We start from the raw sequence: 24,695 nt of genomic DNA on the forward strand, positions 1-24,695 counted from the left end.
TCAAAAAATAATCAAAACCTTTAAAATCATATAGTTATGATATCTTTGTGCAACAAAGCCCATCTGATATAAAGCAGAACTTAGCCCTTTTTGTTTCATGAAGCCGTTCTTCATCTCACAGCTAAGTGAGCATCTAATTAAAACGCAATCGCGCTTAAAAGCCCCTCTCAAATAATTTTGGATTTTCTCGACTCGCTGCTCATGCCTTGGAATATTGATATGCTTATTTTGCCCTAACGTAATAGCTATGGGACTATGCATTGTTTGAAATAATCCCCCATAGTACTTAAAGTCTTCAATTTTAGATTTATAAAAATTGGCTCGTGTATGATCAAAAGGAAATGACAAAAAATCCTGATAGTCATAATTTCCAAACTGCTCGAAAAAATAATGCAATAGCCTTGACCGATAAACGCCCCCAATTCGAGTTGCCAACGTAATAATAGAATCATGTTGCATAAGCAAATCTACAAATTGAAATAGCGTTCTTTCAACTATTTGCTGCGCTCGCATTTCATTAGACTGCAAGGATCGCGAATATTTGACCGATAACATAAAAATTTCAATTTTTTCTAGAAGCTTAAGTTCTTCTTCCGTTATCTTAAATGTTGCGTAAGATGACAAGTTTTCTTGATATTGCAAAATAATATTCTTTAAATAGTCTTTACTATGAGCATTTAAATGATTTTGAGCCCAACATAAATTAAATAAAGCATGCTGAGTTAAATCTCCTAAAACGCGATGTGGTTCTGGGTGCTCTTTGAACTTTTGTATAACGATATTAACGTTTTCATGAAAACTAATTTCGTAATTTTCCCGCTCAAGAATGTCATCATTTGTAGACTTAAATATAAAGTCCCGATCCAATCTGACAAGAAAATCTAAACAATTCTCAATGAATATAGCTTTATTCTTTTCATCGTAAAGGCATAGATTAAATTGCTTATTGAAGACCTCACTACTTGAGTTAAAGTTATCATTCCAATTCATAATACTGACATGAATATTTAAGTCATATGACTTTAGAAGCTCATGGCACTGTGTTTTTATCTCACTTATTGTTCTATGTTCCGTATAATCAGATGTTGTTTCGAATACCCATATACAGAAGTAGTCTAAGCCATTATTGTGGCCATTCAAGCAAATATAATAATTACGTAATAACCCCTCAATTGAGATCTGCCGTAAAAGCTCATATCTTTTGTTATGAAGTTTTACCGTCTCATCATCTGTATTATTTCTATCAATTCGAATGATGGTACTTAGAACATGTAAATTTTTACCTATCCTAAGGAGCTCGTCTAAATCACTTAATATTAGACTTTTTGTCTCTGCAAAGTTTTCAGCTGGTACGTCATATCGTCTTAAATAATAAATGTAATGTTCATACCATAATTTCAAGAAATCATTCTGCCAACTCCCCACATAAAATTGTCTGAATTGTTCCTGCATCCGGAGATGTTGCTGCTTTTTTAGATTTATTGATTTAGCAGTCTTATTAACAAAACTATCAAAGAGTCGACCAAATTCAGTTAGCCTTTTATTTTTTATTCCTACCTGAAGCTGATTAAAGTTAGGCATTACATAAAGCTTATCTAGGGCTTTTTCCACACTCAATAGAAGCTGCTGACTTCTATATCGGCCTACTTGATTCGTTTGCTCACCGCAATGTAAGTGCCGAAACTCCGTTTCGATCTGTTCACACCACTGCAAAATATTTACCAATAAATTGATTGTTTCTTTATATGCACAACCTGCCTTGGGTTCTTGAGAGAAGAACGTATCCTTCATAGATTTAGAATACATATAACCTAATAATTTATTGTAATTTGAAAGCTTCATACTCGAAATACAACTATTTTAAAGATCTAAGTTATTGATAATATAAATCATAAAATTATTTTAAAACAGGTTTATCACATATATTTTAAGTAAATTATATCATTTTAAATACACCAAAAATTAGTAATAAATATAAGAATTAATACCCTATTAATTGAACAATATTTCAAGGATAGATATAAAAAAACCACGCCATTTGGCGTGGTTTTTACAAACGCTGAGTCGCTCACTTCATCCATCTTTTCACCTGCTCCCCATACCACTCCATGATCTTCACACGCTCATCCCAATATTGCGCTCGGTTATATGCCGAGCGAATTCTATTTTGTGGCACATGAGCAAGCTGCCGTTCAATAGCATCGGGATTAAATAAATTTGATTCATTTACGACTGTACTGAATAGAGATCTAAAACCATGTGTGGTCATTCGTCCTGCATAGCCTGAACGCTTGATCACCGCCAAAATAGACTCACTACGCATTGATTCTTTGTTATTCAAACGATGTGGAAATAACAGTTCCTGATTATGAGTAAGCCTCAAAGCCTTTAGCTCAGCAATCATCATGTCCGTCAACGGTACACGATGCGGAAGACGGTTCTTCATCCGCTCTTCAGGGATATCCCACTTACGTCCTTCTAAATCAAATTCTTCCCAACGTGCTTGCAGCAATTCACTAACCCGAACCCCTGTCAGCATAATCAGAATAATGGCATGATGTGTCTGAGCATCACTTGGGTATGCTCTTATCTTTCTTAAAAATTCAGGCATTTCAGAGGCTGTAAGCGAAGCCAAGTTTTTGACTCTTTTGTTCTTAAGAGCATAAACCAGATCACCTGCCGGATTATCATAGCGGTATCCATGGGCAATGGCATACTTCATGACCATGCCGCAACGAGATAAGGTCCGTTTTGCAATTTCAAGCGAGCCTCTAGCTTCGATCTTCTTAATGATTTGCAGAATCTCCGGAGCCTGAATCTGATTTATACGCTTATTAGCAAGAGCAATATAAAGCTCATCCAATGAAGCTCGAACATTACTGATGTGTTTGGATGACCAGGTTTCTTTTTGATTATTGAACCAATCCTCTGCGACCTCCTTAAAACAAGGCTGCTCCTGCTCGACCTCAGTTGTATTTTTGAGTTTATATCTCAGATCAAGCGCGATCTCCCTTGCACGCTTTAAACTCAGCTCAGGATATACACCTAATGCTTTGGACTTCCTTTGTCCATGCTCCGTATATCGGATAGACCAATATTTTTTGCCATTCGGATCGATTCGTAAAGACAGACCGTTACTATCAGAAAGGCGGTACTGTTTTTCCTTCGGTAATGCTTTTTTACACAGCACATCAGTAAGCGACATATCTTTGTCCCACATAATTAAACTTATTTAGTGGGTCAAATTGTCCCAATTTTGACCCCCAGAAAGCAAAAATTGGGTCAAATTGCATAGGACAGCACTGGACAATACAGCCAATAAAAAAGCCTTTAAACATTGAGTTTAAAGGCTTTTTTAGATTCCGATGGATTACTTCGGAAAGAATTTTGGTGGAGGTGGCGGGAGTTGAACCCGCGTCCGCCAACACTACGCTCGAGAATACTACATGCTTAGATATCGTCTATTGTTTTAACACTTTAAGACCCGACGAACAGGGTTCAAAGTGCGATCCTCTAAGTTTGGTATAAAGCCCCGAGGCTTGGCTCTATACGGACTTGTGTGCGTTCGCTTCGGTCGGGTTCACTGACCACAAGTATTCAGTGAAGCGGACAAGCGGCCCTTAGGCAGCTAGAGCGTAAGTTTCGTCGTTTGCGACTATTTAAATGCAAATTTGATTTACGAGAGAAAATGCGCTCTCGGCATGCATCTATGAGTTTCATCATCAGCGTCGAAGCCAATAACACCCCCAGACTACAGCGCCATCATAGCATAAAAGTTGAAAATTACGAGATCATTTCACAACTATTCACCGCAAGATCTGCGCTTAATAACATAATTGCGCTAATATTTTAAATTTCAAGTCAGATAACAGTATAAATTATGACTTATTTACTCGCCCTGGATCAGGGCACGACCTCAAGTCGCGCGATTATTTTTAATGAACATGGGCAGGTTCAGGCCAGCGCGCAACGCGAAACCCAAATCAACACCCCGCAATCCGGCTGGGTGGAACAGGATGCCCAGGAAATCTGGAGCAGCCAGATGGCTGTGGTGCAACAGGCGCTAGCATCTGCACGGATTCTGGCCAAAGATATTCAGGCCATTGGCCTCACCAACCAGCGGGAAACCACCATCGTCTGGGACAAACGCAATGGCCAGCCCTTGGCGCCGGCCATCATCTGGCAAGACCGGCGCGCAGCCGACTGGTGTAATCAGCTGCTGCAACAGGGACTGCAACAAAAAATACAGCAGACCACCGGATTATTAATTGACCCTTATTTTAGTGCCGGCAAACTGGTCTGGTTGCTTAAGCATATTCCCGGTCTGGCCGAACTGGCAGCGCAAGGTCATGTTGCCTTTGGTACCGTCGATAGCTGGCTAATCTGGAACCTGACCCAAGGCGCCGAGCATGTAATTGAAGTCAGCAATGCCTCACGCACCATGCTCATGAATTTACAGACCCAAAGCTGGGATGAAGAGCTGCTGCAACTTTTTCAGATTCCCGCTTCGGTCTTACCAAAAATCATCAGTTCCGACCATTATGTGGCCGATACCGCTGCCGGCTTACTCGGCGCCCGACTTCCAATCAGCGGCATTCTGGGCGATCAGCAATCTGCCCTGTTCGGCCAGTCCTGCTTTGAGCCGGGCATGGCCAAAAACACCTATGGCACCGGCTGCTTTATGCTGTTTAATACCGGTTCGACACTGCAATACAGCCAGAATAAACTGCTCAGCACCTTGGCCTGGCAATGCCAGAACCAGACCCATTATGCGCTTGAAGGCAGTGTGTTTATGGCTGGTGCGATTGTGCAATGGCTACGCGATGGTTTGGGCATCATTCAACAGAGTGCCGAGGTCGAACAGCTGGCCAGTCAGGTCCGCGATACCGATGGCGTGGTGCTGGTGCCGGCTTTTACCGGTCTAGGTGCGCCGCATTGGGACAGTGATGCACGTGCCCTGCTCTGCGGTATGTCGCGTGGCACTCACAAAGCCCATATCGCCCGGGCAGCGCTTGAAGCAATTGCCTTTCAGGTGGCCGATGTTCTCAGCGCGATGCAGTCAGATATTCAGCAACCGCTCAAAGAATTACGGGTCGATGGCGGCGCCAGCTGTAATGATATGCTAATGCAGTTTCAGGCCGATCTGCTCAATGTGCCAGTGTTAAGGCCGCAAATGCGAGAATCCACCGCCTGGGGCGCAGCGGCAATGGCCGGGCTTAAATCCGGGGTGTTTAACAGCCTGAATGATATTGCTGATAACTGGCAGCTGGAACGCGCGTTTGAACCCGGCATGGGAGAAGATCAGCGTCAGGCACATTTGCAAAAATGGCAACAGGCGCTAAAACGTGCCCGTTCTGATCTTTAAACGGCACACGCCCCGCGAAATCGCTCAAGCTTGATTTTTACGCTATTCACCGCGACTGATCCAAATAAAAAACAGGCCCGATTGAGCCTGTTTTTTTATCTGCCAATCAATCCATTTGGATTAATAAGCATAAGACGCAATTGCGGTGGCAATAGCTTTATGTTCATCATTGACCAGAGTCATGCGCATGGTACAGCCTTTACGGCCCAAACGCAGGGTTTCAGCACGGGCCGTAAAATATTTGCCTCGCCCCGGCGCCAGATAATCCACCCGCATATCCACCGTGGCCAATCGGGTCACTTTCTTGATGGTATCAGGCAACTGCTCCGGCTCGGTGCGCTTATACAGCTCGCCCATCGCCACAATCCCGCCCACACTGTCCAGAATTGTCGCAGCCACCCCGCCATGTAAAATCTGGAAAGCCACATTGCCAATCAGCTGCGGCTGCATCTTGATATAGGCTTCAATCTGCTGATCCACCACGCGCATCTGCATACCGTTATGCTTAAAAAATGGTGAACTGTTAAAGGCCTGACACAATTGCTGTAAGACGACATCAATATCTACTTTCGAACCCAAATGAATGCCTCCGGTCCACTTTTTTGCCATATCGCTCATAAATTGGCCAATTACCTTAAATTGAGAAAAAACGCATGTATTTTGCCCCACAATCCTGTTTATGGGTCTACAATATTGCCTAGTTTAATACTGATCAGTGAGATTGTTATGACTTATACGTTCAATCGTCCCGCATTTCCTGCCACTCGTATGCGTCGTATCCGTAAAAATGACCAGCTACGTGCCATGGTGCGAGAAACCCAGCTCACGGTTGATCATCTCATTTATCCAGTATTTGTTTTACCCGGTCAAAACCACACCCAAGATATTCCAAGCATGCCCAACATTCAGCGCCTGTCGGCCGATCTGCTGCTGAAAAAAGCCGAACGCCTGCTGGAACTGGGCGTGTCTAAACTGGCGCTGTTTCCGGTCACCCCACAAGAAGATAAAAGTCTGACCGCCGAAGCTGCCTGGCGCGAAGATGGCCTGGTACAAAGCACGGTCCGTTTACTGAAAAAAGAACTCCCGGAGATGGTGTTGATTACCGACGGCGCCCTCGATCCGTACACCACCCATGGTCAGGATGGCATTATTGATGACAGTGGTTATGTGCTGAATGATGAAACCGTAGCAGCCTTAATCAAGCAATGCTTAAGCCATGCCGAAGCCGGTGCCGATGTGGTTGCGCCAAGCGACATGATGGATGGCCGTATTGGTGCTATCCGTCAGGCACTGGAAGCACAAGGTCATATCTATACCAATATTATGGCTTACTCGGCCAAATATGCTTCCAGCTTTTACGGCCCGTTCCGGGATGCCGTCGGTTCGGCCAGCAATTTAAAAGGCGGCAATAAATACAATTACCAGATGGATATTGGCAACCGTGCAGAAGCGCTGCATGAAATCGCGCTGGATATTCAGGAAGGCGCCGACATGGTGATTGTCAAACCAGGTATGCCATATCTGGATATTGTCCGTGAAGTCAAAGATACCTTTGCTGTGCCAACCTTTGTTTATCAGGTCAGTGGCGAATACGCGATGCTGGCTGCTGCCATTCAAAATGGCTGGTTATCCGACAGCGTGATCATTGAATCACTGATGAGCTGCCGCCGTGCCGGTGCCGATGGCATCTGGACCTACTTTGCAGAAGAAGCCGCACTCAAACTCAAAGACATGAAATAAGGATATTGCCACTGCAATGAAGCACATTGCCATGATTGGCGCCGGCATTAGTGGACTGATGTCGGCGCTGGAGCTATTGGAACAGGGCTGCTCGGTCAGTATTTTTGATCAGCAGCAATCCGGTCAGGCCGCTTCCTGGGCCGGTGGTGGTATTCTCTCTCCAATGTATCCGTGGCGTTATCCGGCTGCGGTAAATGTGCTGGCGCAATCGGCCAAAACTGAATATCTGCGCTGGAATGCCAAACTTCAGCCTGACACCGGCATTGATTTTCAGATCCATGAAACCGGCATGCTGATTTTTGATGAAAGCGATTTTGACATCGGTCTGAATTTCGCCGAGCTGTTTCAGCAACCGATGCAGCAGGCAGAGCATCTGCACAGTACCGAACTGCATCAGCTGAATCCGCATATTTCCGCCCAGTTCCAGCAGGCCATCTATTTCCCGCAGCTGGCCAATGTGCGTAATCCGCGTTTATTACAGTCAATTCTGTGCTATTTAAAGCAGCATCCACGGGTGCAGCTGTTTGAACACTGCCCGATTGAACGCCTAGAACTGCACGGTCAGCAAGTACGCGCCATTGTTGATCAGACCGGACAGCGTTATCAGGCCGATGACTATGTCTTGACCACCGGCGCCTGGTCAGCGCGCTGGGCCGAGCAGCTTGATGTACAGATTCCGGTACGTCCGGTACATGGACAGATGGTACTGTTTAAAACTCCTGAAAACTGGCTGCCCACCATGTGCATGAATCAAGTCATGTATCTGATTCCGCGTCAGGACGGCCATATTGTCTGTGGTTCCAGTATGGCAGAACAGGGCTTTGATACCCGTTTGAATGCCGATACCACGGCCAATATTCTGGAGGCCAGCTATGCCATGGTGCCAGCCTTAAAAGACCTGCCCATCATCAAGCAATGGGCCGGTTTACGCCCGGGCTCACCAGACGGCGGTATTCCCTATATTGGCTTGATGCCGGAGTTTGACAATCTGTGGGCCAATTTTGGCCATTTCCGCAATGGCTTATGTATGGCACCAGCCTCTGCGCGTTTGCTGCGTCAACTGCTATTGGGCCAGCCCCCAGATGTATCTCCGGAGGCTTATAGTCCGGCCCGTTTACAGCGCGCTGCCCTGGCCAGTTAAGATCGGATCGATTCCCCTACCCGAGATGAGGCGAAGGGAAATACACCAGATGATTTAGCCCTGATGCTGTGAACCAAACATTTTGGCCGCCATCCGCTGCGCCTGTTTACCATAAAACCAGTACGTCAGCAGATACAGCGGAATGGCAATTAATAACCACATAATCACCACCACACTTAAAAATTGCGGCTGCTGTAAATACAGCAGAAAATCCTGCCAGATGGTTGGATTCTGACGGGAAAAAATCCAGATGCCGAGTAATAAAAAGGCCAGATTATAGCCCCAGAAAATCAGGCTAAAACCTAAGGTCAGCTTTTTACGCTCGGCCTGAGACGGTGCGCGCTGCTGCTGTTTTAAAAATTTAAACAGCACCCAGATCATGGCAACCAAGTAAGGCACTGCGGTTAAAATGCCGCCCACACCTGCCGGTAACAATGCAGCCAGTACCCCGCAGATACAGGTAAAGATCAGACAGAAAAATAAAAACCAGAGAAAATAACGTGTTAGAGAAATCATTAAACTGTCTACCTGAGCCATAAGCAACTAGTATAAAAAAAATTAATTTTTTTTGCATGATCCTGTCAACCGTTGTGCCCGAACAGGCGTTATATAGGGCACAAGCTTCATCTCCGGCGAATTTGTAACGGCATCCACAAATTTTTCGGGAAGCTTTGCTAAAGCAATAAGCGAATGTGAATCAAGTTTTTGTATAGCAGCCAAATGCTTTGTTCATCGCACTTTTTATTTGGCCGACGATTTATCATCACTCGAATCGTCGGCTTTTATTTGTCTGGCCTTTGCTGGTGAGCAGCATTCATCTTCAGAACAATAAAGATTAAACCTTAGCGTTTTATACCGGTACAGAATTTTAAATTTCGCCCTCAGCTATAGTATGCTTGCCTAAAGCAAAACAGGTTGATGACATGGCAGTGCATTTTTTTCATACGTCAGATTGGCATTTGGGGCAATTTTTCCATAACCACGATCGTGAATATGAACATGCACAGTTTTTAGACTGGTTATTAGAACAAATCCAGGAAAAACAGCCGAATGCCCTGTTTATTGCCGGGGATATTTTTGATGTGATTAACCCGGCCTCCAGCGCGCAGCGCCAGCTGTACCAGTTTCTGGCCGATGCCCACGCCATTGCACCGCACATGCAGACCCTGATGATTGCCGGCAACCATGACTCCGGCTACCGCATTGAACAGGTGGAACCGTTGCTGGCCAAGTTTAAGGCCAAGGCGGTTGGGGTGATTCAGCGCAATGCCGACAACCAGCTGGATCTCGACCGTTTACTGGTGCCCATTTATGATGCCGAAAACAAAGTTATTGCCTGGTGTCTGACCCTGCCGTTTTTGCGCACTGCGGAAATTACCGGACTGAATGAGCAGACCCAGAACGCCCAGAATGCGATTGCCTATTTACATCAGCAGTTGATTGCCGAAGCCAAACGGCGTAAAACGGAAGATCAGGCACTAATCCTGATGTCACATGCGCATATGCAAGGTGGCGAAACTTCAGATTCAGAACGGCCGATCATTATTGGTCATGAAGAAGCACTTTCCACTGCCCTATTTGATGATGTGATTGACTATGTCGCGCTGGGGCATCTGCATAAACCGCAAAAAGTCCAGCATCCACATATCCGCTATAGCGGCTCTCCAATTCCGCTGTCTTTTAGTGAAATCCAGTACAAGCATCAGGTGCTCGAGGTCAAGATTGACCCGCAGGCTGCGCCCGAACAGCGCCTGCAACTGGGCTCACTGCTGATTCCGCGCAGTGTACAGCTGCACCGTATTCGCGGCAGTCTGGATGAAGTGTTTCAGCAACTGAAAGCCCTCCCGCAAGGTACGGTGGAACGCATCTGCCAGCGTGATTATCTGGAAATTGAATACAGCACCGATGTACCACCACCGGTCGATTTACGCCAGCAGATTGAACAGACCTTACCGGAACAGCGCTATCGCCTGTTACGCATTTGCCGGGTCTACACCCCACAGGAAGATCAGGCCGCAGATCAGTCCAAAATTGATCTGGCCCCGCCCACACCGGACAGCTTATTCAAACAGTTGTGGAGCAAAATGGGCTATCAGCCGGATGCCTCGGTCGAGCGAGATTTTATGCAGCTGCTGATTGAAGCGCAGCATAGCCTTGAACAAGAACAGCCATAAGGATCAGACATGAAAATTTTACGTTTAAGTCTGAATAATCTGGCTTCTATTGCCGGCACCCAGGACATCAACTTTGAAAGCGCACCTTTGGCACATGCTGGCCTGATTGCGATTACCGGAAAAACCGGGGCCGGTAAATCGACCCTGCTCGATGCCATGTGTCTGGCGTTGTATGACCAGATTCCGCGCTTAAACGGCGCTGCCGGGGCGCTTAAAGATGCCAGCGGTCAGGGCATCTCGATTAAAGATTCTAAAAATATTCTGCGCCGCGGCTGTACCCAAGGCTTTGCCGAACTGGAATTTATTGCGCTGGATCAAAAGCGTTATCTGGCACGCTGGGAAGTGCGCCGCGCCCGTAACAAGGTCGATGGCAATTTAAAAGTCGAACGCGCGATTACCGCTGTGGAAGATCAGCGCGTGCTGACCCAGAAAATTTCGGAATGCACCCCGACTGTTGAAAAGCTGATTGGGCTGAGTTTTGAGCAGTTTACCCGCGCCGTCTTGCTGGCCCAGTCTGAAGTGGGTGCGTTTTTAAAGGCCAAAGATCAGGACCGCGCCGACTTGCTGGAATATCTGACCAATTCCCATATTTTCAGTCTGGTCAGTCAGAAAGCCTTTGAAAAAATCCGCCAGATTCGCAGCGAAAAAGAACAGTTACAACAACTGATGGGGCATATTGAGTTGCTTAGTGATGAGCAGCTACAAGCCCTGCAACAGCAGCATGCCCAGAGCAAACTGAGTCTGCATGAAAAACTGCAAAGCGAAAAACTGCTGTTGAATGATTTAAGCTGGTACAAGCAGCAACATCGTCTGCACAGTGAAATTCAGGCCAAAAAAGAATTTTATCTGGTGCAGGTCGATGCCAACCAGAAAATGCAGCCGCAGCGTGACCTGCTGGCGCAGCTGGACCAGTTTCAGGAAATCCGTGAACAGTATCTGCAGCAGCGCCAGCAACAGTTGCAACAGCAACAGCTGGCGCAGCAACTTGAGCAATTCCAGCCGGAATTTCAACACTGTGAACAGCAGCATCAGCAGGCACAGCAGCAGCTGGAACAATTGCAGCACAGCGCGCAACAACAGCAGAAAGAACAGCTACAGTTACAACCCGTGTTAGAACAGGCACTACAGCTGGATGGCCAGATTGAGCATCTGATTCAGCGCTATAAAGAAGCCGATGCCCAGCTGAAACAGATTCAACATGAAAAAATTACGCCACTAACCACCCAGCAGCACGGCCAGCAACAGCACTTACAGCAGTTGCATACGCATTTAGAACATCTGGAACAGCAATCGGTCCAGCATGCCTTTCTGGCAGTATTTGACCGTGAGCCGCACAGTATTTTGCAACGCTTGCAGCAATTTCAGAAACTGCAGCAACAGCTACAGCAGCAGGCACCGGCACATGCGCACAGTTCACTGGCCCAGTTGCAACAGCAGCTAGATGATGTAAAACAGCAACAGGCCGATGCGCTCCAGCAGGCCGGCTCAATGGCTGAACTGGAACAGCAAGCAACAGAACTGGAACAGCAGCAGGTACAGCACCAGCAACACAGCCAGCAGCTGGAACAAGCCCTGTTCCTGTTACAACACATGCTGAACGAGCAGCAGGAACAGCAGCAATTACAGCAGCACATGACCCAGCTTCAGGCCGAGCTAAGCAGCTTGCAACAGGCGCAAACTGAAGCACAGCAGCACTACCAGAATGCCCAGACGGCACGTGAACAGCTGGAACAGATTTTTGCCCAGCAGCGTTTATTGCAGGCACAAAGTGTGCAGGAGTTGCGTCAGCAGCTGCAAGCAGAACAGCCGTGTATGGTCTGCGGTAGCACTGAGCATCCATTTGTCAGTCATCAGGATTTGCTGGAATCTGCACTGCAGTTGGTGCAGGACACCCAGTTACAACAGGCCCAGCAGCAGGAACAGCAGTGCCAGCAGCAGCTCCAGCAATTACAATTGCAACATTCCAAACAGCAAACCCTGCTGGAACAGAAACAGTTACGCTCTAGCCAGCTTCAAGACAGTGTGCAACAGAATCTGCAGCAGGTTCAAAAGCTCAGCCCAAGCACACAGCTGGATGATACAGCACACGATCTGACCGCCTTGCAGACCACACTGCAACACAAGCTAAATCAGCAGCAACAGCAGTTACAGCAGCTAAAAACTCGCCAGCAACAGCTGAAAAGCCAGACCCAGCAGCTGCAACATTTGCAGCAACAGATTCAGTCCCTGCAGTTACTCTGTCAGCAATTCTTGCAGCTGGAACAACTGATTGAACCGGTTACCCAGGCACTGGAACCGGCCCAGCAAGCGCAATGGGCGAACCAGGCCGAGATGTGTCAGACTCTTATTGCCCTGCTGAGCAGCCGGACTCAATACCTGCAACAGCGCGAGCAATGCCTGCAGCAGCAGCAGGAATTACAGCGCCAGATCAAAGACGGCGAACAGCAACTACAGTTCTATCAGCAGCAACAGCAACAGCTGAGCAATGACCTTACCCATGCACAAACTCAAGGCAGCCAGTTGCGCCAGCAGGTACGTGATCTCAGCCAGCAACATGCTGGACAGGTGCTGGATACCGGCAAAGCCTGGCAGCAGCTGTTACGAGAGCAGCAGCAACAACTCCAGCAGCAGGTAGAACAGCAACACCTGCACTGCCGTCAGCTGGAACAGCAATTCCAGCAGGCGCAGCTGAAACAGCAAGACCTGCATACACGCCAGCAGCAGCTTCTGGAAAGTGTACAGCAGCTACAGCACAACATTCAGCAGTGGCAAAGCCAGCATCCACAGTTTACAGCCGAGAAGATTGAGCAGTGTCTGGGTATTGATCTGGCCAGCTGGCAGGCCATGCGTCAGGCCATCCAGCAACAGCAGCAAGCCATGCTCAGTGCACAAAGTGCGCTAGATGTACTGCAGGAGCAATTCCAGCAGCATCAGGCCCAGCAACCAACTGCCAGTTATGATGAGGTCACCACCCAACTGGAACAGCTGGAACAGGAAAAAAACAGCTTACAGGAGCAGTTTAACCAGCTGGAAACCCAGTTACGTATGCAGCAACAGGCGCAGGCACAACTGTCCAAATTCCAGAGCCAGATTGAAAAAATTCAGGCTGAAGAATATCGCTGGGGCCGGATTGCCGATTTAATTGGCAGCAAGGAAGGCACCAAATTCCAGAAAATTGCCCAGGAACATCATCTGGATATTCTGGTGGAACATGCCAACCAGCAACTGCAGCCACTGGCGCCGCGTTATCAGCTACAACGTATTCCCAACAGTCTGGGCCTCGCGATTCTGGATCATGACATGAATGGCGAAATCCGGCCGGTACTGTCTTTATCGGGGGGTGAAACCTTCCTGGTATCACTGGCGCTGGCACTGGCCATTGCCAATATGGCCTCCGGCTCCATGAAACTGGAATCGCTGTTTATTGATGAAGGCTTTGGGACGCTCGATCCGGCCTCGCTACATATGGTCATGAACGCACTCGACCGGCTGCAAAGCCAGGGCCGTAAAGTGGTGCTGATTTCCCATATTCAGGAAATTCACGAACGGATTCCGGTCCAAATTCAGGTCAAACCAATTGGTGCTGGGGCCAGTACCCTGCAGATCGTAGGCTAGACCATGTTCTGGCACTATCGTCCGCTCTCGCCGCAGCTCAGCCTGCAGCTGGAAAGCCTGCGCGGATGGAGTGCCATTCTGGTGCTGTTCAGCCACTGTTTTCAGGCCTTTATTGGTCCGCTGGATCAAACCCTCTATTCGGGTGTGCGTCTGCTCGGACAAGCCGCAGTGATGATGTTCTTTGTTCTAAGCGGCTATCTGATTGGACATTCCATCCGTCACAATATCCATCGCTATCGACAGTTTTCAGGCTTGGCCTATAGCCGGCAACGCTGCCAGCGTATTCTGGGACCATTTTTATTTGCCATGTTGCTGACCTTGTTATTGTATGCACTGGCGCCCTACTTTTTTGCGTCCGGCTCCCATGGCATTGAGGCGGGTCACAGCTTTATGATCCGGCACAGCTATGACATTAGCGCAGCCGATTTTCTCGGTTCACTGTTTTTCGTCAATGGTTTTGTAACGCCGACCGTATCGGCCAATGCTGCCCTCTGGAGCCTGAGTTATGAAGTCTGGTTTTATGTTCTGGCCGGTTGTCTGGTGACATTCAGACCTGGGAGCATCCTGCTGTTTTTAACCCTGCTGCTTGGCTTAAGCCTGCTCAATATCCAGTTCCTGATTTATTTTCTGGTCTGGTTGTTGGCTTTTGCTTTTGCCAGTCCGGCATGGAGCAAACAGATTCCAGCCGCCCAACTGCACTATTTTAAATCCGGTTTTCTGCTCTTGGCGGTGCTGATTGCCCTGTTTGATGCCTACCAGTTTCACTCTGTTTATCTGGCGCAGTACTATACTGGCGAAAATTTCAGGCTGTTTAACCTGTGTATCGGGATTGCAGCGGCCTGCTGGCTGCTACAACTGGCGCGTGGTGAACGGCAGATTCAGGTGATCTGGCCGGCTTCCGCGCAGTTTTCCTATACCCTGTATATCACCCATTTCCCGTTGCTGATTTTTATCCTGGGCTGTTTTCCGTTTACGCTGCAGCACGGTTTAGGAGTAGCTCTGCTCAGCCTGATTATCACAATGGCGGTGCTGATTGGTTTTGCCTGGTTGGTGGCGCAAAAACTGGAGCCACCACGCCGGATTGAACGACACTTGTCCTAAGCGGACTGTGATGTCAAACAATAAGCTGAATATTGTGATGCAGCATTATTTCGAATAATCGCGCGCACCAAATAATGCCGTACCAATCCGCACCATGGTCGAACCTGCGGCAATTGCTGCATTTAAATCACCGGACATGCCCATACTTAACGTATCCCAATCTGCAGGCTGTGCATGTTGCGCCTTGACCGTATCAAACAGTTGTTTGGCATCCTGAAAGGCGGCAGTGTTATTTGGTGCCGGAATCACCATCAGGCCACGTAAACGTAAATTCGGCAACCGACTGCTCTGCTCGACCAGCGCCGGTACTTCGCCAGGGCTACAGCCATCTTTGCTATCCTGTCCATCAATATTGACCTGCAGGCAGATATTCAGTGGCGCCTGCTGATCGCTGCGCTGATTGGACAAGCGCTCAGCAATAATCAGCCGGTCTACCCCATGCACCCAGGCAAATTTTTCAGCCAGATGTTTGGTTTTGTTGCGCTGCACATGGCCAATAAAATGCCACTCAATCTCTAAATCCTGCAGCGCCTCAATTTTTTCCAGCGCTTCCTGTAAATAGTTTTCGCCAAAGGCTCGCTGTCCGGTCTGGTACATTTCCTGCAACACAGCACTCGGATGGGTTTTGGAAACCGCCAGCAGCTGGACCTCTGCCGGGTCACGCTGCGCCTGCTGACAGGCATGCTGAATTTGTTCTAACACATGTTGACGCGATTTTTGCAGGCTATTCATTGATGCGGTTCTCATTTTCATTCATCTTTTTTACTTTGCCCTCGTGCTAGGTGTTGGTTAAGCTGAGGGAAAGCCGTATTATTCTAACAAAATAATTAAGATTTATATGATCTCGGGGAACTTATGGATATTACAGAACTATTGGCCTTTTCGGCAAAAAATGGGGCATCGGATTTACACCTGTCGGCAGGCATGCCGCCACTGATTCGTGTGGATGGTGAAGTACGCCGCATCAATTTGCCCGCCTTGGAACATAAAGAAGTCCACAAGCTGATCTATGACATCATGAACGACAAACAGCGCCGTGATTATGAAGATAACCTGGAAACCGACTTCTCGTTTGAAGTCCCGGGCGTGGCGCGTTTCCGTGTTAACGCATTTAACCAGAACCGCGGTGCAGGCGCGGTGTTTCGTACCATTCCCTCTAAAGTGCTGACCATTGAAGATTTGGGAATGGGTCAAATCTTTAGAGATATCTGTGACTATCCACGTGGTCTAGTGCTGGTCACGGGGCCGACGGGTTCGGGTAAATCCACCACCCTGGCGGCGATGATTGACTATATCAATGACAATCGCTATGACCACATCCTGACCGTGGAAGACCCGATTGAATTTGTGCATCAGTCTAAAAAATGTCTGGTCAACCAGCGTGAAGTGCATCGTGATACCCACGGCTTTAATGAAGCACTACGTTCGGCGCTGCGTGAAGACCCGGATATTATTCTGGTCGGTGAGATGCGTGACCTGGAAACCATCCGTTTGGCACTTACCGCGGCAGAAACTGGTCACCTGGTCTTTGGTACCCTGCATACCACCTCGGCGGCAAAAACCATTGACCGTGTGATTGACGTCTTTCCGGCCGAAGAAAAAGATATGGTGCGTGCCATGCTGTCTGAATCTTTACAGGCGGTCATTTCACAAACCCTGCTCAAGAAAAATGGCGGTGGCCGTGTGGCGGCGCATGAAATCATGATCGGGATTCCGGCCATCCGTAACCTGATTCGTGAAAACAAGGTTGCACAGATGTACTCGGCCATTCAAACCGGTGCCAACTACGGTATGAGTACGCTGGACCAGAGCCTGAAAGCCCTGGTCAGCCGTGGCGTGATCAGTCCACAGACCGCGCGTACTGTGGCGAAACAGCCAGAATCGTTCCTCTAATCGTGTGCAGGAAGCCAGGACAGCGCTATGGACTTTAATGATTTATTGAATTTAATGATTCAGCAAAAAGCATCGGACCTGTTTATTACGGCCGATGTTGAGCCTTCCATGAAAATTAACGGCCAGATTGTGCCAGTGGCCAAATCCAAACTGACCGGGGAAATTGTCGGCCAGCTGCTCAACTCGATTATGACCGACAAGCAGCGCAAGGAATTTGCCGATACCCGTGAATGTAACTTTGCCATCACCAACCGTGATAAAAGCGCACGTTTCCGTGTCAGCGCTTTTCAGCAGCGTGATGAACCGGGCATGGTGCTGCGTCGGATTGAAACCAAAATTCCGACCATGGAAGAACTGAAACTGCCACCGATTTTAAAAGATCTGGCCATGACCAAACGTGGCATCATCATCTTTGTCGGGGCAACCGGTACCGGTAAATCGACCTCTTTGGCGTCAATTATTGGTTATCGTAACCAGAATTCCAAAGGTCATATCATCACCATTGAAGACCCGATTGAATTTGTGCACGAACACGCCGGCTGTATTATTACCCAGCGTGAAGTAGGCATTGATACCGATTCGTTTGAAGTGGCACTGAAAAACACCTTGCGTCAGGCCCCAGATGTGATCCTGATTGGTGAGATCCGTTCACGTGAAACCATGGATTATGCAATTGCCTTTGCCGAAACCGGTCACCTGGTATTTGCCACCCTGCACGCCAACAACGCCAACCAAGCCATTGACCGGATTATCCACTTCTTTGAGGCTGACCGTCATGGCCAGCTGTTTATGGATTTATCACTGAACCTGAAAGCCATTGTGGCACAGCAGCTGATTCCTACTATTGATGGCAACTCACGTCGTGCCGCGATTGAACTGCTGATTAACTCGCCACTGGTGTCCGATTTAATCCGTAAAGGCGATGTGCACGAAATTAAAGACCTGATGAAGCGTTCACGTGAGTTGGGTATGCAAACCTTTGACCAGGCCCTGTATGACCTGTATAAAGCCAAGCAGATCAGCTACAAAGATGCCCTGAAACATGCTGACTCACCAAACGATTTGCGTCTGCAAATCAAGCTGTCGGAAGAAGGCGGCGAGCGTTTAATGCATGCCACTTCGAATATTACCTTCGACGGGCAATAATTTTAGGCAAAAAAAACAGGCTGATCTTCAGCCTGTTTTTATGGGTTGATTTATTGATGGGCAGTTTTGCGCTTATTTTTTACGGAACGCTTCGCGGCATTCCGGCGCATCGCAGTAGCCATATAAATTCAGTGAGTGACCGGTCAGTTCAAAACCAAACTTTTTCGCCACTTCATGCTGTTCGTGTTCAATCACGTCGTTGGTAAATTCCACCACTTTATTACAGTTCTGGCATACCAGATGGTCGTGGTGATCTTCCTGCATAATTTCAAAAACCGAATGATTATTTTCAAAATTATGACGCTCGATAATCCCCGCAGCTTCAAACTGTGTTAACACGCGATACACAGTTGCTAAACCCACATCTTCACCCTGTTCGAGTAAAGTCTTGTAAATATCTTCCGCGCTTAAGTGATGTTGTCTTGAATTTTCTAATAATTCCAATATTTTAATTCGTGGAAGTGTAACTTTAAGGCCAGCTTTGCGTAGATCTTGATTTGAAATAGGCATGAAAAAAGGTCTCTCAACAAAATTAAAGTTGGAATATGCAACAAAGTTAAGATGCAGTATGATCTATGCTTGGATCGAATGCATCAATAATTAATTGGGATAGTGTAGCAAAATGCAAAAAGTCATGTTGACGTTATTCGTCACTTCATTGCTCATGGGTTGTTCGACCTTGGGCGTTTATAAAGTAGATATTCCTCAAGGCACCCCCTTAACCCAAGCACAAGCTGCAAAAATTCAGGTCGGCATGAGCCACCAACAGGTCCGCTTTTTGCTGGGTAGCCCAACCATTTCAGATCCAATGAATCCTTTACGTTGGGACTATATTTACCATTATATCCCAGGAACCTATGCTAAAAAAGCCAAGATTCCCGCTGCACAAGGTCAACACTTAAAAATCTACTTCGATCAAACCGGTATTGTGCAGAAAATTGAAGGTTTAGAAACCATTCCTGAACAGCAACCAGGCTTACCGGGTTCAAAAGAAGCAATTTTAACCGCGCCCCCACTATAGCCCCTTTCAGATAAAAAGAAACCCCTCAGTGAGGTAATGCCAGTCAGTTAAGAGATTGACTGGCTTTTTCTTGGGTATTTTTGAGGTTTTCCTTTTACAACCCTTGGATAACTCCTCACTCTTCTCTCAGGTATAACATACCGATTAGATTTCTCCATTAAACTTTCCAGATGTTTGGGTAGATTACCTGCAGAAGCCAAAGAGTCGAATCTTAGTAAATTAAGAAGGGCGATAGATGCAATATGAAAACTGATCCTCAACGGGCTTACTTTGGCACGTTGAGCCATATATTTCATTTGTCTTCTTAGAACATTATAAGCAATCAAGACACCCCATAATTCTTGATAAATTAAGTCTGGCTGTTTGCTCCTTAAGTGCTTACCTTCCTGTAAATTGCTTTTAATTTCTCGGTAACACATCTCTATCTCCCAACGTTGAGCATATAACTTTGCTAAAGTTCGAGCTGGATATGTCTTTGAATCTAATAATGAAGTGATATAACGGCGGATTTTTCCTGCCTGCTCAACTTCAATTAAACGTGCTTCCCAGTAATCTCCTAATGCTGGATTAAGTTTTTTGGCTCTTGCTGATATTGGCATCCTGATATGAAAATCATGTGGGGAATTCCGTTTAATTATGTCATAACGTAAATTATCTTTAGCTCGCATAAGCCAATGGCTTGATTCTCCACGTGTTTGCCAGCCTATTAAAAAATCAGCAGAGAAATAAGCTCGATCAAACAAAGTAATACTTTGTGCTGGAGGAGATAATTGATTTGCTAATGTGAGTTCACCTTGATCCATACTGCCTATTTGGGCATCTATGATTTCATGAGTATTGGTATTCACTAGACACGTGGCTCTCACTTGTGGGTAAGGTGCTACAGCAGTTTTACCTTTAGATGAGCCAAAATGATTAAAATTCTCCTTGGTCAGTGGCATAGACCAAACCACCCCGTCAACAGCACATACACTAAGACCTTGAAAGCTTGAATATTGTTGTTGTGATTCATCAAACCATGCTTGGCTGATTAAGGAGAATAAGGCAGCTAAGGGTTCTCGACCTAAACGTTGTCGAGCTTGGACAGCTGCACTAGGAACACAATAATCTGTTGTACCAAACACGAGTTTTAATTGTTCTACCACATAGCTGATGGGTTGATTGCGAAACAAGGCAAGCCCAAGAACAAGCCAAACCACGTGCTCAGCAGGTAATTTTCTCCTTCTGATCGATGCCTTACCTGTTTGATGCAGGCTTGTTTCAATCCAATTTAAGTCAATAAGTTCACAAAAATGGCTAAGTGATGGGAGAGCATGTTCAAGAGTGGATTCTAAATGTTCAGATAAAGACATAAAAAAATGAGCGTATTTACATACACTCATTTTTACTACATTTTTCTAAAATTTGCTTAACTGACTGGCATTACCTCAGTGAGGGGTTTTTCTTATGAACTCAATTGCTTAAAGCGATTGCCTTTGGCATAGCGGCCCACCGGGTTTTTCGCTGCTCGTTTGCGGCGGATATCTTTCGGATTAATGGTCAGCGGCCGGTAAATCTCGACCCGGTCACCCGGTTGCAGTGGCTGCTGCGCATCGGTTAAACGGCTACCAAAAATTCCCAGTTGCAGCGGTTCAGGCAAACTGACCTGTTCGCTAATCCCGCTCTGCTGAATCGCATCCAGCGCAGTCATGCCATTTTGATACGGCACTGCCAGATGAAACTGCTGTTCGGCTGAGGCAAAAGCCACCCAGACATACTGCGCAGTCATCAGAACATTTGTCCAATTACGGCCAGTAGCGCAGCAATAATCGCCAGTGGCAGGACAATACGGATGGCAATACGCCACAGGTTATAAAACGCTTCACTGCTGAAGTTCATGGATTTACGCAAATGACTGATTTTCATGATCCAACCGGCGAAAATCGCATAAATCAGACAAATCACCAGGCCCCAGATCATCAGCAGCGGATTTAACACACTGGCCAGACCTGGAATGGCCCAGATCAACGTGGCTGCCAGCAGAATGATCCATTGAATTGCCACTGCAATCTGACGCTGTGCCAACTGTTCACGTGCCAGTTGCAGGATGAGCGCAGCAGCCATCACCACAGCAAAAGCCAGCGCAAAAGCGGGTAGCTGAGCAGTCGCGGCAAAGAAAGCAAAGGCAATCACGGCCAGTAATTGCGCCAGCCAGATCGGGAACACGGTTTTGGTCGCCACCTGTTGCTGTTGTACCGCCGGCAAACTGGTTTGCCAGTACAGACCCAGACCTAGGCCACTGGCCACCAACGCCAGTACTGTGGCATTGCCCCACTCGCCAAACTCAAGCGCGGTCATTTGCCATTCAGCAACCGGAGCACCCATCACTTGCGCCAGAATAAAGGCAGCAATCACACCGACCGTAGTCAGGCCAAGCAGCAGCAGACGCGAAATAAAAGACAATGCCAGGGCAACCAGTGCCAAGCCAATAAAAATCCACAACGGTAGAATCGTTGGCAGTGCCAGCTGGGTCAGCATTTGGCTGACATTAAACAGCATCGCGCCTGCTAAAAATGGAATAAACACCGCGGCCAGCCAGCCCACCAGACGCCACTGTGCAGAGGCATCGGCATCACGGGTCAAACTGGATAGAGCCTGCAAGGCTGTAGTTTTTGAACGCTTGGCCAGCGCAATTTCCATATAGGTCAATGGCAAGGCCAGCACCAGCATGGTACCTAACCACAGCAGCCAGAAGTCCAGTTGACGTTCCAGCTGAATGCCAGTGACCGGTGCCAGTGTGGCAATCAGAATAAATGATAAACAAAATGCCATCAGCGGCGATAACCATCGTGACATAGCATTGTCCTGCATGATGCTTTCCTAATAAAAATCTATCGCTATTTTGCCCTTGTCACCCGGGAAAATCAAAAACTAAAAAAGAAAAAGCAAACCATTGCCATCAATGGTTTGCTGCGCTAGTTTTTAGTCCAATATTGTTGTTCTCTGGTTTTATTAATTGTGCAGTAATTTATTCTGTTTATGAGAAGAAACGGGCAAACCAGTTTTTACCTTTTTTCTTTTCTTTTTCCTGAATAATACCCATCATATTTTCTTTTACAGCGCCAACATAATCTGCATCATCATGCTGAATATGGTTAATTAACCATTTTGACAACACTTCGTGCAGTTCTCCTTCAATGGAATGCCCCATTTCAAAGCGTTCACGATACGACTCGATTTTTTTAATAAATAAGTCATGTACGCGTTTATGTGGTACGCGGTATTTATAACCGGCTTCTTCTTGTAAAGATTCTTCAAAGGTAAAATGAGACTGGGTATAGTCAATAATATTATCGAGAATCTGTTTAATACGGGCACGATCGGTATTTTCACCAATCTCGACAATTTCGTTAATATAATCAAGAATACGTTTATGTTGGTCATCAATCACATCGATGCCAGTATTATATTCTGGAATCCACTTCATTTTCATACGACCACCCCTGAATCAAATGATTTATAAGCTTTGAGCATAGTAGCCATATTTAATTTAAAATAAAAATGAAGTGATTTACTTGGGATTCCTGTTTCTGCCAACAAATTCACACAAACCCTTGTTTTATAATGTTTATATTATTTTAACCTGAGCAAAAGAGTCAGTTATTATTTAACCGTTTTATTATTTTCTGCCGTATTTTTAGACTTAAATAAAATACGGCACTATTTAAAATAAAATATACAACAGTAGATTAATATTGATCGGCGCGGGTAATCCGTTTTAATTCCGGATTCAGACGTTCTTTTTCCAAACGTTCAATATAAGTCAGCTGTTTTCTGATCGGCTGTCCCTGCTGGAATAAAATCATTTCGCCGGGGCTAAAAGCCTGCCAGGTTTCATTTTGAGTCAACGGTTCAGTGGTAATCACCGCCACCCGATCTTCCGGTGTGGTAACCTGGCTAAAATCGACCTCGACATCAATATCAATTAATTGTGCCGGTTTAAACGGGTATTCACGCACCAGCCAGTGCAGTTTGGTGGTAGCATAGCTAAACAGCGCCTGACCATTAGACAGACAGAAGTTAAAGGTGCCATGCTCGGCAATTTTCGGGGAAATTTCGGTCAGCAGTTCAAAGAGCTGCTCTAAAGACGGTTCCACAAAACCGAATTTCTGTACCATCTGATCGAGCAAATAACAGAATGCCCGCTCGCTATCGGTATTGCCCACCGGGGTAAAATGACCGCTTAAGGCTGGATCAAAATGGTGTAAATCGCCATTATGGGCAAAAATCCAGTGGCGTCCCCACAGCTCCCGAATAAAGGGATGGGAATTTTCCAGGGTAATTTTGCCTTGCGTGGCTTTGCGAATATGCGCAATCACATTGCGTGATTTAATTGGATAGTTGCGTACCAGCTCGGCAATCGGTGATTCCACTGCCGACTGGTTATCGACAAATAAGCGGCAGGCCTTGTCTTCAAAAAAGGCGATGCCAAAGCCATCACTATGGTCGGAAGTTATGCCAGCACGTTGTGAAAAACCACGAAATGAAAAGGTAATATCAGTAGGTGTTGCACAATTCATTCCGAGTAACTGGCACATACAGGACTTCAACATCTGATTAAAACTGCATTTATTGTGCATGACTCTGTCAAGCCATGCAAATCACAATCGCTGCAAAGTTTTATTTATTCCACAATGTGGCGGGTATTTTTCTTGAGTACCATCTTTTTTAGCACCTGGTTCATTTCGACAAAGACAAAATAATCCAGACAGTTAAACTCCTGATCATAATAGGCTTCGGTGGACAGCTTGCCCTGCATTTTCAGGTAAATATCAAACAGCTTGGGAATCCGGCCCTGTTTCAGCGAAGTCATTTCAGAGGCCTGTGGAATATACGCCTGTTTCGAGGCAATGCTACAGCGCTGCTGTTCGCTTAACTGCTGGATATACTGATGGGTATGATAGGCACGCGCTTCATTGCCTTCTAAACGCACACTAACACAGCCAATCAAATAGCGGGCTTTCATGCTCCACAGTACTTTGGGCACCAGATTCAGCCATAAAATGGATAAGGCTTTACCGGCCCGATGCCGTGGATGCACGCAGGTACGGCCAATTTCCACAATATTGTTGAGATGCTTTAATTGCTCTTCAATGGCAAATTCGCTGGCACTATAACTTTGCGCCAGCTCATGCCCTTGAAACAGTTTTAATCGGGTATAGGCCACAATTTCCCCACTGGCCTTATCCCTTAATACGGCATGTTCGCATCCAAAATCGTAAACATCCTGATCCAGTCCATGCTCAAACTGCAAACCGAACTGGTTGGCAAACTGCTCGGCACGAAATTGCTGTACTTCTTTTAACTGTTTTAAATTTTCAACCCATTCAAAGCTGTATTCTGTTTTTGTTGTGGTTTTAAAATCATATTTGGTATGATTTTTTTTGCTTAAAGGAAAACTCAAATTTTGTCGATATTGATTGAGTTTGGCTAACATCGATCAGCACTCCTAATGTTCTG

Annotated in this window: 21 protein-coding genes and 1 other RNA gene; 9 read left to right on the plus strand and 13 right to left on the minus strand. The window is 46.5% G+C overall.

Going from position 1 to position 24,695, the window contains the following annotated elements; translation table 11 throughout:
* The 3 genes from P253_RS08095 to ssrA all read right to left on the minus strand — a co-directional run bounded on the left by P253_RS08095 (nt 1) and on the right by ssrA (nt 3,748).
* Entirely contained in the window at nt 1-1,842 is a 1,842-nt protein-coding gene (locus P253_RS08095) for a hypothetical protein (protein WP_016659443.1), read from the minus strand.
* Nucleotides 1,843-2,068: 226 nt separating this feature from the next.
* Nucleotides 2,069-3,205, minus strand: a complete 1,137-nt coding sequence (locus tag P253_RS08100) for a tyrosine-type recombinase/integrase (protein ID WP_016659444.1) — start codon at nt 3,203-3,205, stop codon at nt 2,069-2,071.
* A 183-nt stretch (nt 3,206-3,388) separates the two neighbouring features.
* Nucleotides 3,389-3,748, minus strand: a transfer-messenger RNA (tmRNA) gene (gene ssrA, locus P253_RS15480).
* A gap of 132 nt (nt 3,749-3,880) precedes the next feature.
* On the opposite strand from ssrA, the gene glpK reads away from it, so the two are divergent.
* Nucleotides 3,881-5,365, plus strand: coding sequence for a glycerol kinase GlpK (gene glpK, locus P253_RS08105; RefSeq protein WP_016659445.1), 1,485 nt, complete (start codon nt 3,881-3,883; stop codon nt 5,363-5,365).
* 120 nt (nt 5,366-5,485) lie between these two features.
* Here the strand turns inward: glpK and P253_RS08110 are convergent, their stop codons facing one another.
* On the minus strand, nt 5,486-5,983 hold the full coding sequence (locus P253_RS08110) for a thioesterase family protein (protein ID WP_035363265.1): 498 nt from the start codon (nt 5,981-5,983) through the stop codon (nt 5,486-5,488).
* A 108-nt stretch (nt 5,984-6,091) separates the two neighbouring features.
* On the opposite strand from P253_RS08110, the gene hemB reads away from it, so the two are divergent.
* Both hemB and thiO read left to right on the plus strand, forming a co-directional pair.
* The gene (hemB, locus tag P253_RS08115) at nt 6,092-7,105 is read left to right on the plus strand and encodes a porphobilinogen synthase (RefSeq protein ID WP_016659447.1); all 1,014 of its coding nucleotides are present in this window, start codon (nt 6,092-6,094) and stop codon (nt 7,103-7,105) included.
* A 16-nt stretch (nt 7,106-7,121) separates the two neighbouring features.
* The gene (gene thiO / locus P253_RS08120; protein WP_016659448.1) at nt 7,122-8,246 is read left to right on the plus strand and encodes a glycine oxidase ThiO; all 1,125 of its coding nucleotides are present in this window, start codon (nt 7,122-7,124) and stop codon (nt 8,244-8,246) included.
* 54 nt (nt 8,247-8,300) lie between these two features.
* Here the strand turns inward: thiO and P253_RS08125 are convergent, their stop codons facing one another.
* Nucleotides 8,301-8,762, minus strand: coding sequence for an ABZJ_00895 family protein (locus P253_RS08125; protein WP_035363315.1), 462 nt, complete (start codon nt 8,760-8,762; stop codon nt 8,301-8,303).
* 407 nt (nt 8,763-9,169) lie between these two features.
* On the opposite strand from P253_RS08125, the gene P253_RS08130 reads away from it, so the two are divergent.
* The 3 genes from P253_RS08130 to P253_RS08140 are packed head-to-tail and all read left to right on the plus strand — an operon-like array spanning nt 9,170 to nt 15,136.
* A complete protein-coding gene (locus P253_RS08130) occupies nt 9,170-10,420 on the plus strand; it encodes an exonuclease SbcCD subunit D C-terminal domain-containing protein (protein WP_016659450.1) in 1,251 nt (416 codons plus the stop codon).
* Between the two features lie 9 nt (nt 10,421-10,429).
* Nucleotides 10,430-14,035: an AAA family ATPase gene (locus tag P253_RS08135; protein ID WP_016659451.1), complete on the plus strand. Its 3,606-nt coding sequence runs from the start codon at nt 10,430-10,432 to the stop codon at nt 14,033-14,035.
* Between the two features lie 3 nt (nt 14,036-14,038).
* The gene (locus P253_RS08140) at nt 14,039-15,136 is read left to right on the plus strand and encodes an acyltransferase family protein (RefSeq protein WP_016659452.1); all 1,098 of its coding nucleotides are present in this window, start codon (nt 14,039-14,041) and stop codon (nt 15,134-15,136) included.
* 45 nt (nt 15,137-15,181) lie between these two features.
* Here P253_RS08140 and P253_RS08145 read toward each other — a convergent pair whose 3' ends face one another.
* On the minus strand, nt 15,182-15,868 hold the full coding sequence (locus P253_RS08145) for a YggS family pyridoxal phosphate-dependent enzyme (RefSeq protein ID WP_016659453.1): 687 nt from the start codon (nt 15,866-15,868) through the stop codon (nt 15,182-15,184).
* Between the two features lie 123 nt (nt 15,869-15,991).
* Here P253_RS08145 and P253_RS08150 point away from each other — a divergent pair, with 123 nt between their 5' ends.
* Both P253_RS08150 and P253_RS08155 read left to right on the plus strand, forming a co-directional pair.
* Nucleotides 15,992-17,029 (plus strand): type IV pilus twitching motility protein PilT, encoded by a 1,038-nt coding sequence (locus tag P253_RS08150; protein ID WP_016659454.1) that lies wholly within the window; start codon nt 15,992-15,994, stop codon nt 17,027-17,029.
* Nucleotides 17,030-17,056: 27 nt separating this feature from the next.
* Complete coding sequence (locus tag P253_RS08155; protein WP_005179770.1) at nt 17,057-18,175, plus strand: PilT/PilU family type 4a pilus ATPase; 1,119 nt, start codon at nt 17,057-17,059, stop codon at nt 18,173-18,175.
* 72 nt (nt 18,176-18,247) lie between these two features.
* On the opposite strand, the gene fur is transcribed toward P253_RS08155, so the two are convergent.
* A complete protein-coding gene (fur, locus tag P253_RS08160) occupies nt 18,248-18,685 on the minus strand; it encodes a ferric iron uptake transcriptional regulator (protein ID WP_005179771.1) in 438 nt (145 codons plus the stop codon).
* 112 nt (nt 18,686-18,797) lie between these two features.
* Between fur and P253_RS08165 the strand changes: the two genes are divergently transcribed.
* Nucleotides 18,798-19,196, plus strand: a complete 399-nt coding sequence (locus P253_RS08165; RefSeq protein WP_005179773.1) for an outer membrane protein assembly factor BamE — start codon at nt 18,798-18,800, stop codon at nt 19,194-19,196.
* Between the two features lie 47 nt (nt 19,197-19,243).
* Here the strand turns inward: P253_RS08165 and P253_RS08170 are convergent, their stop codons facing one another.
* The 6 genes from P253_RS08170 to P253_RS08195 all read right to left on the minus strand — a co-directional run bounded on the left by P253_RS08170 (nt 19,244) and on the right by P253_RS08195 (nt 24,672).
* Nucleotides 19,244-20,548, minus strand: coding sequence for an IS4 family transposase (locus P253_RS08170; RefSeq protein WP_016658443.1), 1,305 nt, complete (start codon nt 20,546-20,548; stop codon nt 19,244-19,246).
* Between the two features lie 92 nt (nt 20,549-20,640).
* The gene (locus P253_RS08175; RefSeq protein ID WP_005179774.1) at nt 20,641-20,964 is read right to left on the minus strand and encodes an RnfH family protein; all 324 of its coding nucleotides are present in this window, start codon (nt 20,962-20,964) and stop codon (nt 20,641-20,643) included.
* Nucleotides 20,964-22,046: a hypothetical protein gene (locus tag P253_RS08180; protein WP_016659455.1), complete on the minus strand. Its 1,083-nt coding sequence runs from the start codon at nt 22,044-22,046 to the stop codon at nt 20,964-20,966. The genes P253_RS08175 and P253_RS08180 overlap by 1 nt, the downstream gene beginning before the upstream one ends.
* Before the next feature lie 166 nt (nt 22,047-22,212).
* Nucleotides 22,213-22,668 (minus strand): bacteriohemerythrin, encoded by a 456-nt coding sequence (locus P253_RS08185; RefSeq protein ID WP_005179777.1) that lies wholly within the window; start codon nt 22,666-22,668, stop codon nt 22,213-22,215.
* A 256-nt stretch (nt 22,669-22,924) separates the two neighbouring features.
* Nucleotides 22,925-23,773 carry a class II glutamine amidotransferase gene (locus P253_RS08190; RefSeq protein ID WP_016659456.1) on the minus strand — a complete coding sequence of 283 codons (849 nt, stop codon included), beginning with the start codon at nt 23,771-23,773 and terminating at the stop codon, nt 22,925-22,927.
* Between the two features lie 86 nt (nt 23,774-23,859).
* Nucleotides 23,860-24,672, minus strand: coding sequence for a GNAT family N-acetyltransferase (locus tag P253_RS08195; RefSeq protein ID WP_005179781.1), 813 nt, complete (start codon nt 24,670-24,672; stop codon nt 23,860-23,862).
* Nucleotides 24,673-24,695 lie beyond the last annotated feature (23 nt).

Origin of the sequence: Acinetobacter indicus CIP 110367, assembly GCF_000488255.1 — a bacterium.
GTDB lineage: Bacteria > Pseudomonadota > Gammaproteobacteria > Pseudomonadales > Moraxellaceae > Acinetobacter > Acinetobacter indicus.

Excerpts from the sequence above, each read along its gene's own strand:
- P253_RS08155 (WP_005179770.1), top strand. The coding sequence starts at position 17,057 with ATGGACTTTAATGATTTATTGAATTTAATGATTCAGCAAAAAGCATCG.
- P253_RS08125 (WP_035363315.1), bottom strand. The coding sequence starts at position 8,762 with ATGATTTCTCTAACACGTTATTTTCTCTGGTTTTTATTTTTCTGTCTG.
- fur (WP_005179771.1), bottom strand. The coding sequence starts at position 18,685 with ATGCCTATTTCAAATCAAGATCTACGCAAAGCTGGCCTTAAAGTTACA.
- P253_RS08190 (WP_016659456.1), bottom strand. The coding sequence starts at position 23,773 with ATGTGCCAGTTACTCGGAATGAATTGTGCAACACCTACTGATATTACC.
- P253_RS08175 (WP_005179774.1), bottom strand. The coding sequence starts at position 20,964 with ATGACTGCGCAGTATGTCTGGGTGGCTTTTGCCTCAGCCGAACAGCAG.
- P253_RS08145 (WP_016659453.1), bottom strand. The coding sequence starts at position 15,868 with ATGAATAGCCTGCAAAAATCGCGTCAACATGTGTTAGAACAAATTCAG.
- P253_RS08095 (WP_016659443.1), bottom strand. The coding sequence starts at position 1,842 with ATGAAGCTTTCAAATTACAATAAATTATTAGGTTATATGTATTCTAAA.
- P253_RS08180 (WP_016659455.1), bottom strand. The coding sequence starts at position 22,046 with ATGCAGGACAATGCTATGTCACGATGGTTATCGCCGCTGATGGCATTT.
- P253_RS08185 (WP_005179777.1), bottom strand. The coding sequence starts at position 22,668 with ATGAAAATGAAGTGGATTCCAGAATATAATACTGGCATCGATGTGATT.
- P253_RS08150 (WP_016659454.1), top strand. The coding sequence starts at position 15,992 with ATGGATATTACAGAACTATTGGCCTTTTCGGCAAAAAATGGGGCATCG.
- P253_RS08170 (WP_016658443.1), bottom strand. The coding sequence starts at position 20,548 with ATGTCTTTATCTGAACATTTAGAATCCACTCTTGAACATGCTCTCCCA.
- P253_RS08165 (WP_005179773.1), top strand. The coding sequence starts at position 18,798 with ATGCAAAAAGTCATGTTGACGTTATTCGTCACTTCATTGCTCATGGGT.
- hemB (WP_016659447.1), top strand. The coding sequence starts at position 6,092 with ATGACTTATACGTTCAATCGTCCCGCATTTCCTGCCACTCGTATGCGT.
- P253_RS08195 (WP_005179781.1), bottom strand. The coding sequence starts at position 24,672 with ATGTTAGCCAAACTCAATCAATATCGACAAAATTTGAGTTTTCCTTTA.
- P253_RS08110 (WP_035363265.1), bottom strand. The coding sequence starts at position 5,983 with ATGAGCGATATGGCAAAAAAGTGGACCGGAGGCATTCATTTGGGTTCG.
- P253_RS08135 (WP_016659451.1), top strand. The coding sequence starts at position 10,430 with ATGAAAATTTTACGTTTAAGTCTGAATAATCTGGCTTCTATTGCCGGC.
- P253_RS08130 (WP_016659450.1), top strand. The coding sequence starts at position 9,170 with ATGGCAGTGCATTTTTTTCATACGTCAGATTGGCATTTGGGGCAATTT.
- P253_RS08100 (WP_016659444.1), bottom strand. The coding sequence starts at position 3,205 with ATGTCGCTTACTGATGTGCTGTGTAAAAAAGCATTACCGAAGGAAAAA.
- thiO (WP_016659448.1), top strand. The coding sequence starts at position 7,122 with ATGAAGCACATTGCCATGATTGGCGCCGGCATTAGTGGACTGATGTCG.
- glpK (WP_016659445.1), top strand. The coding sequence starts at position 3,881 with ATGACTTATTTACTCGCCCTGGATCAGGGCACGACCTCAAGTCGCGCG.
- P253_RS08140 (WP_016659452.1), top strand. The coding sequence starts at position 14,039 with ATGTTCTGGCACTATCGTCCGCTCTCGCCGCAGCTCAGCCTGCAGCTG.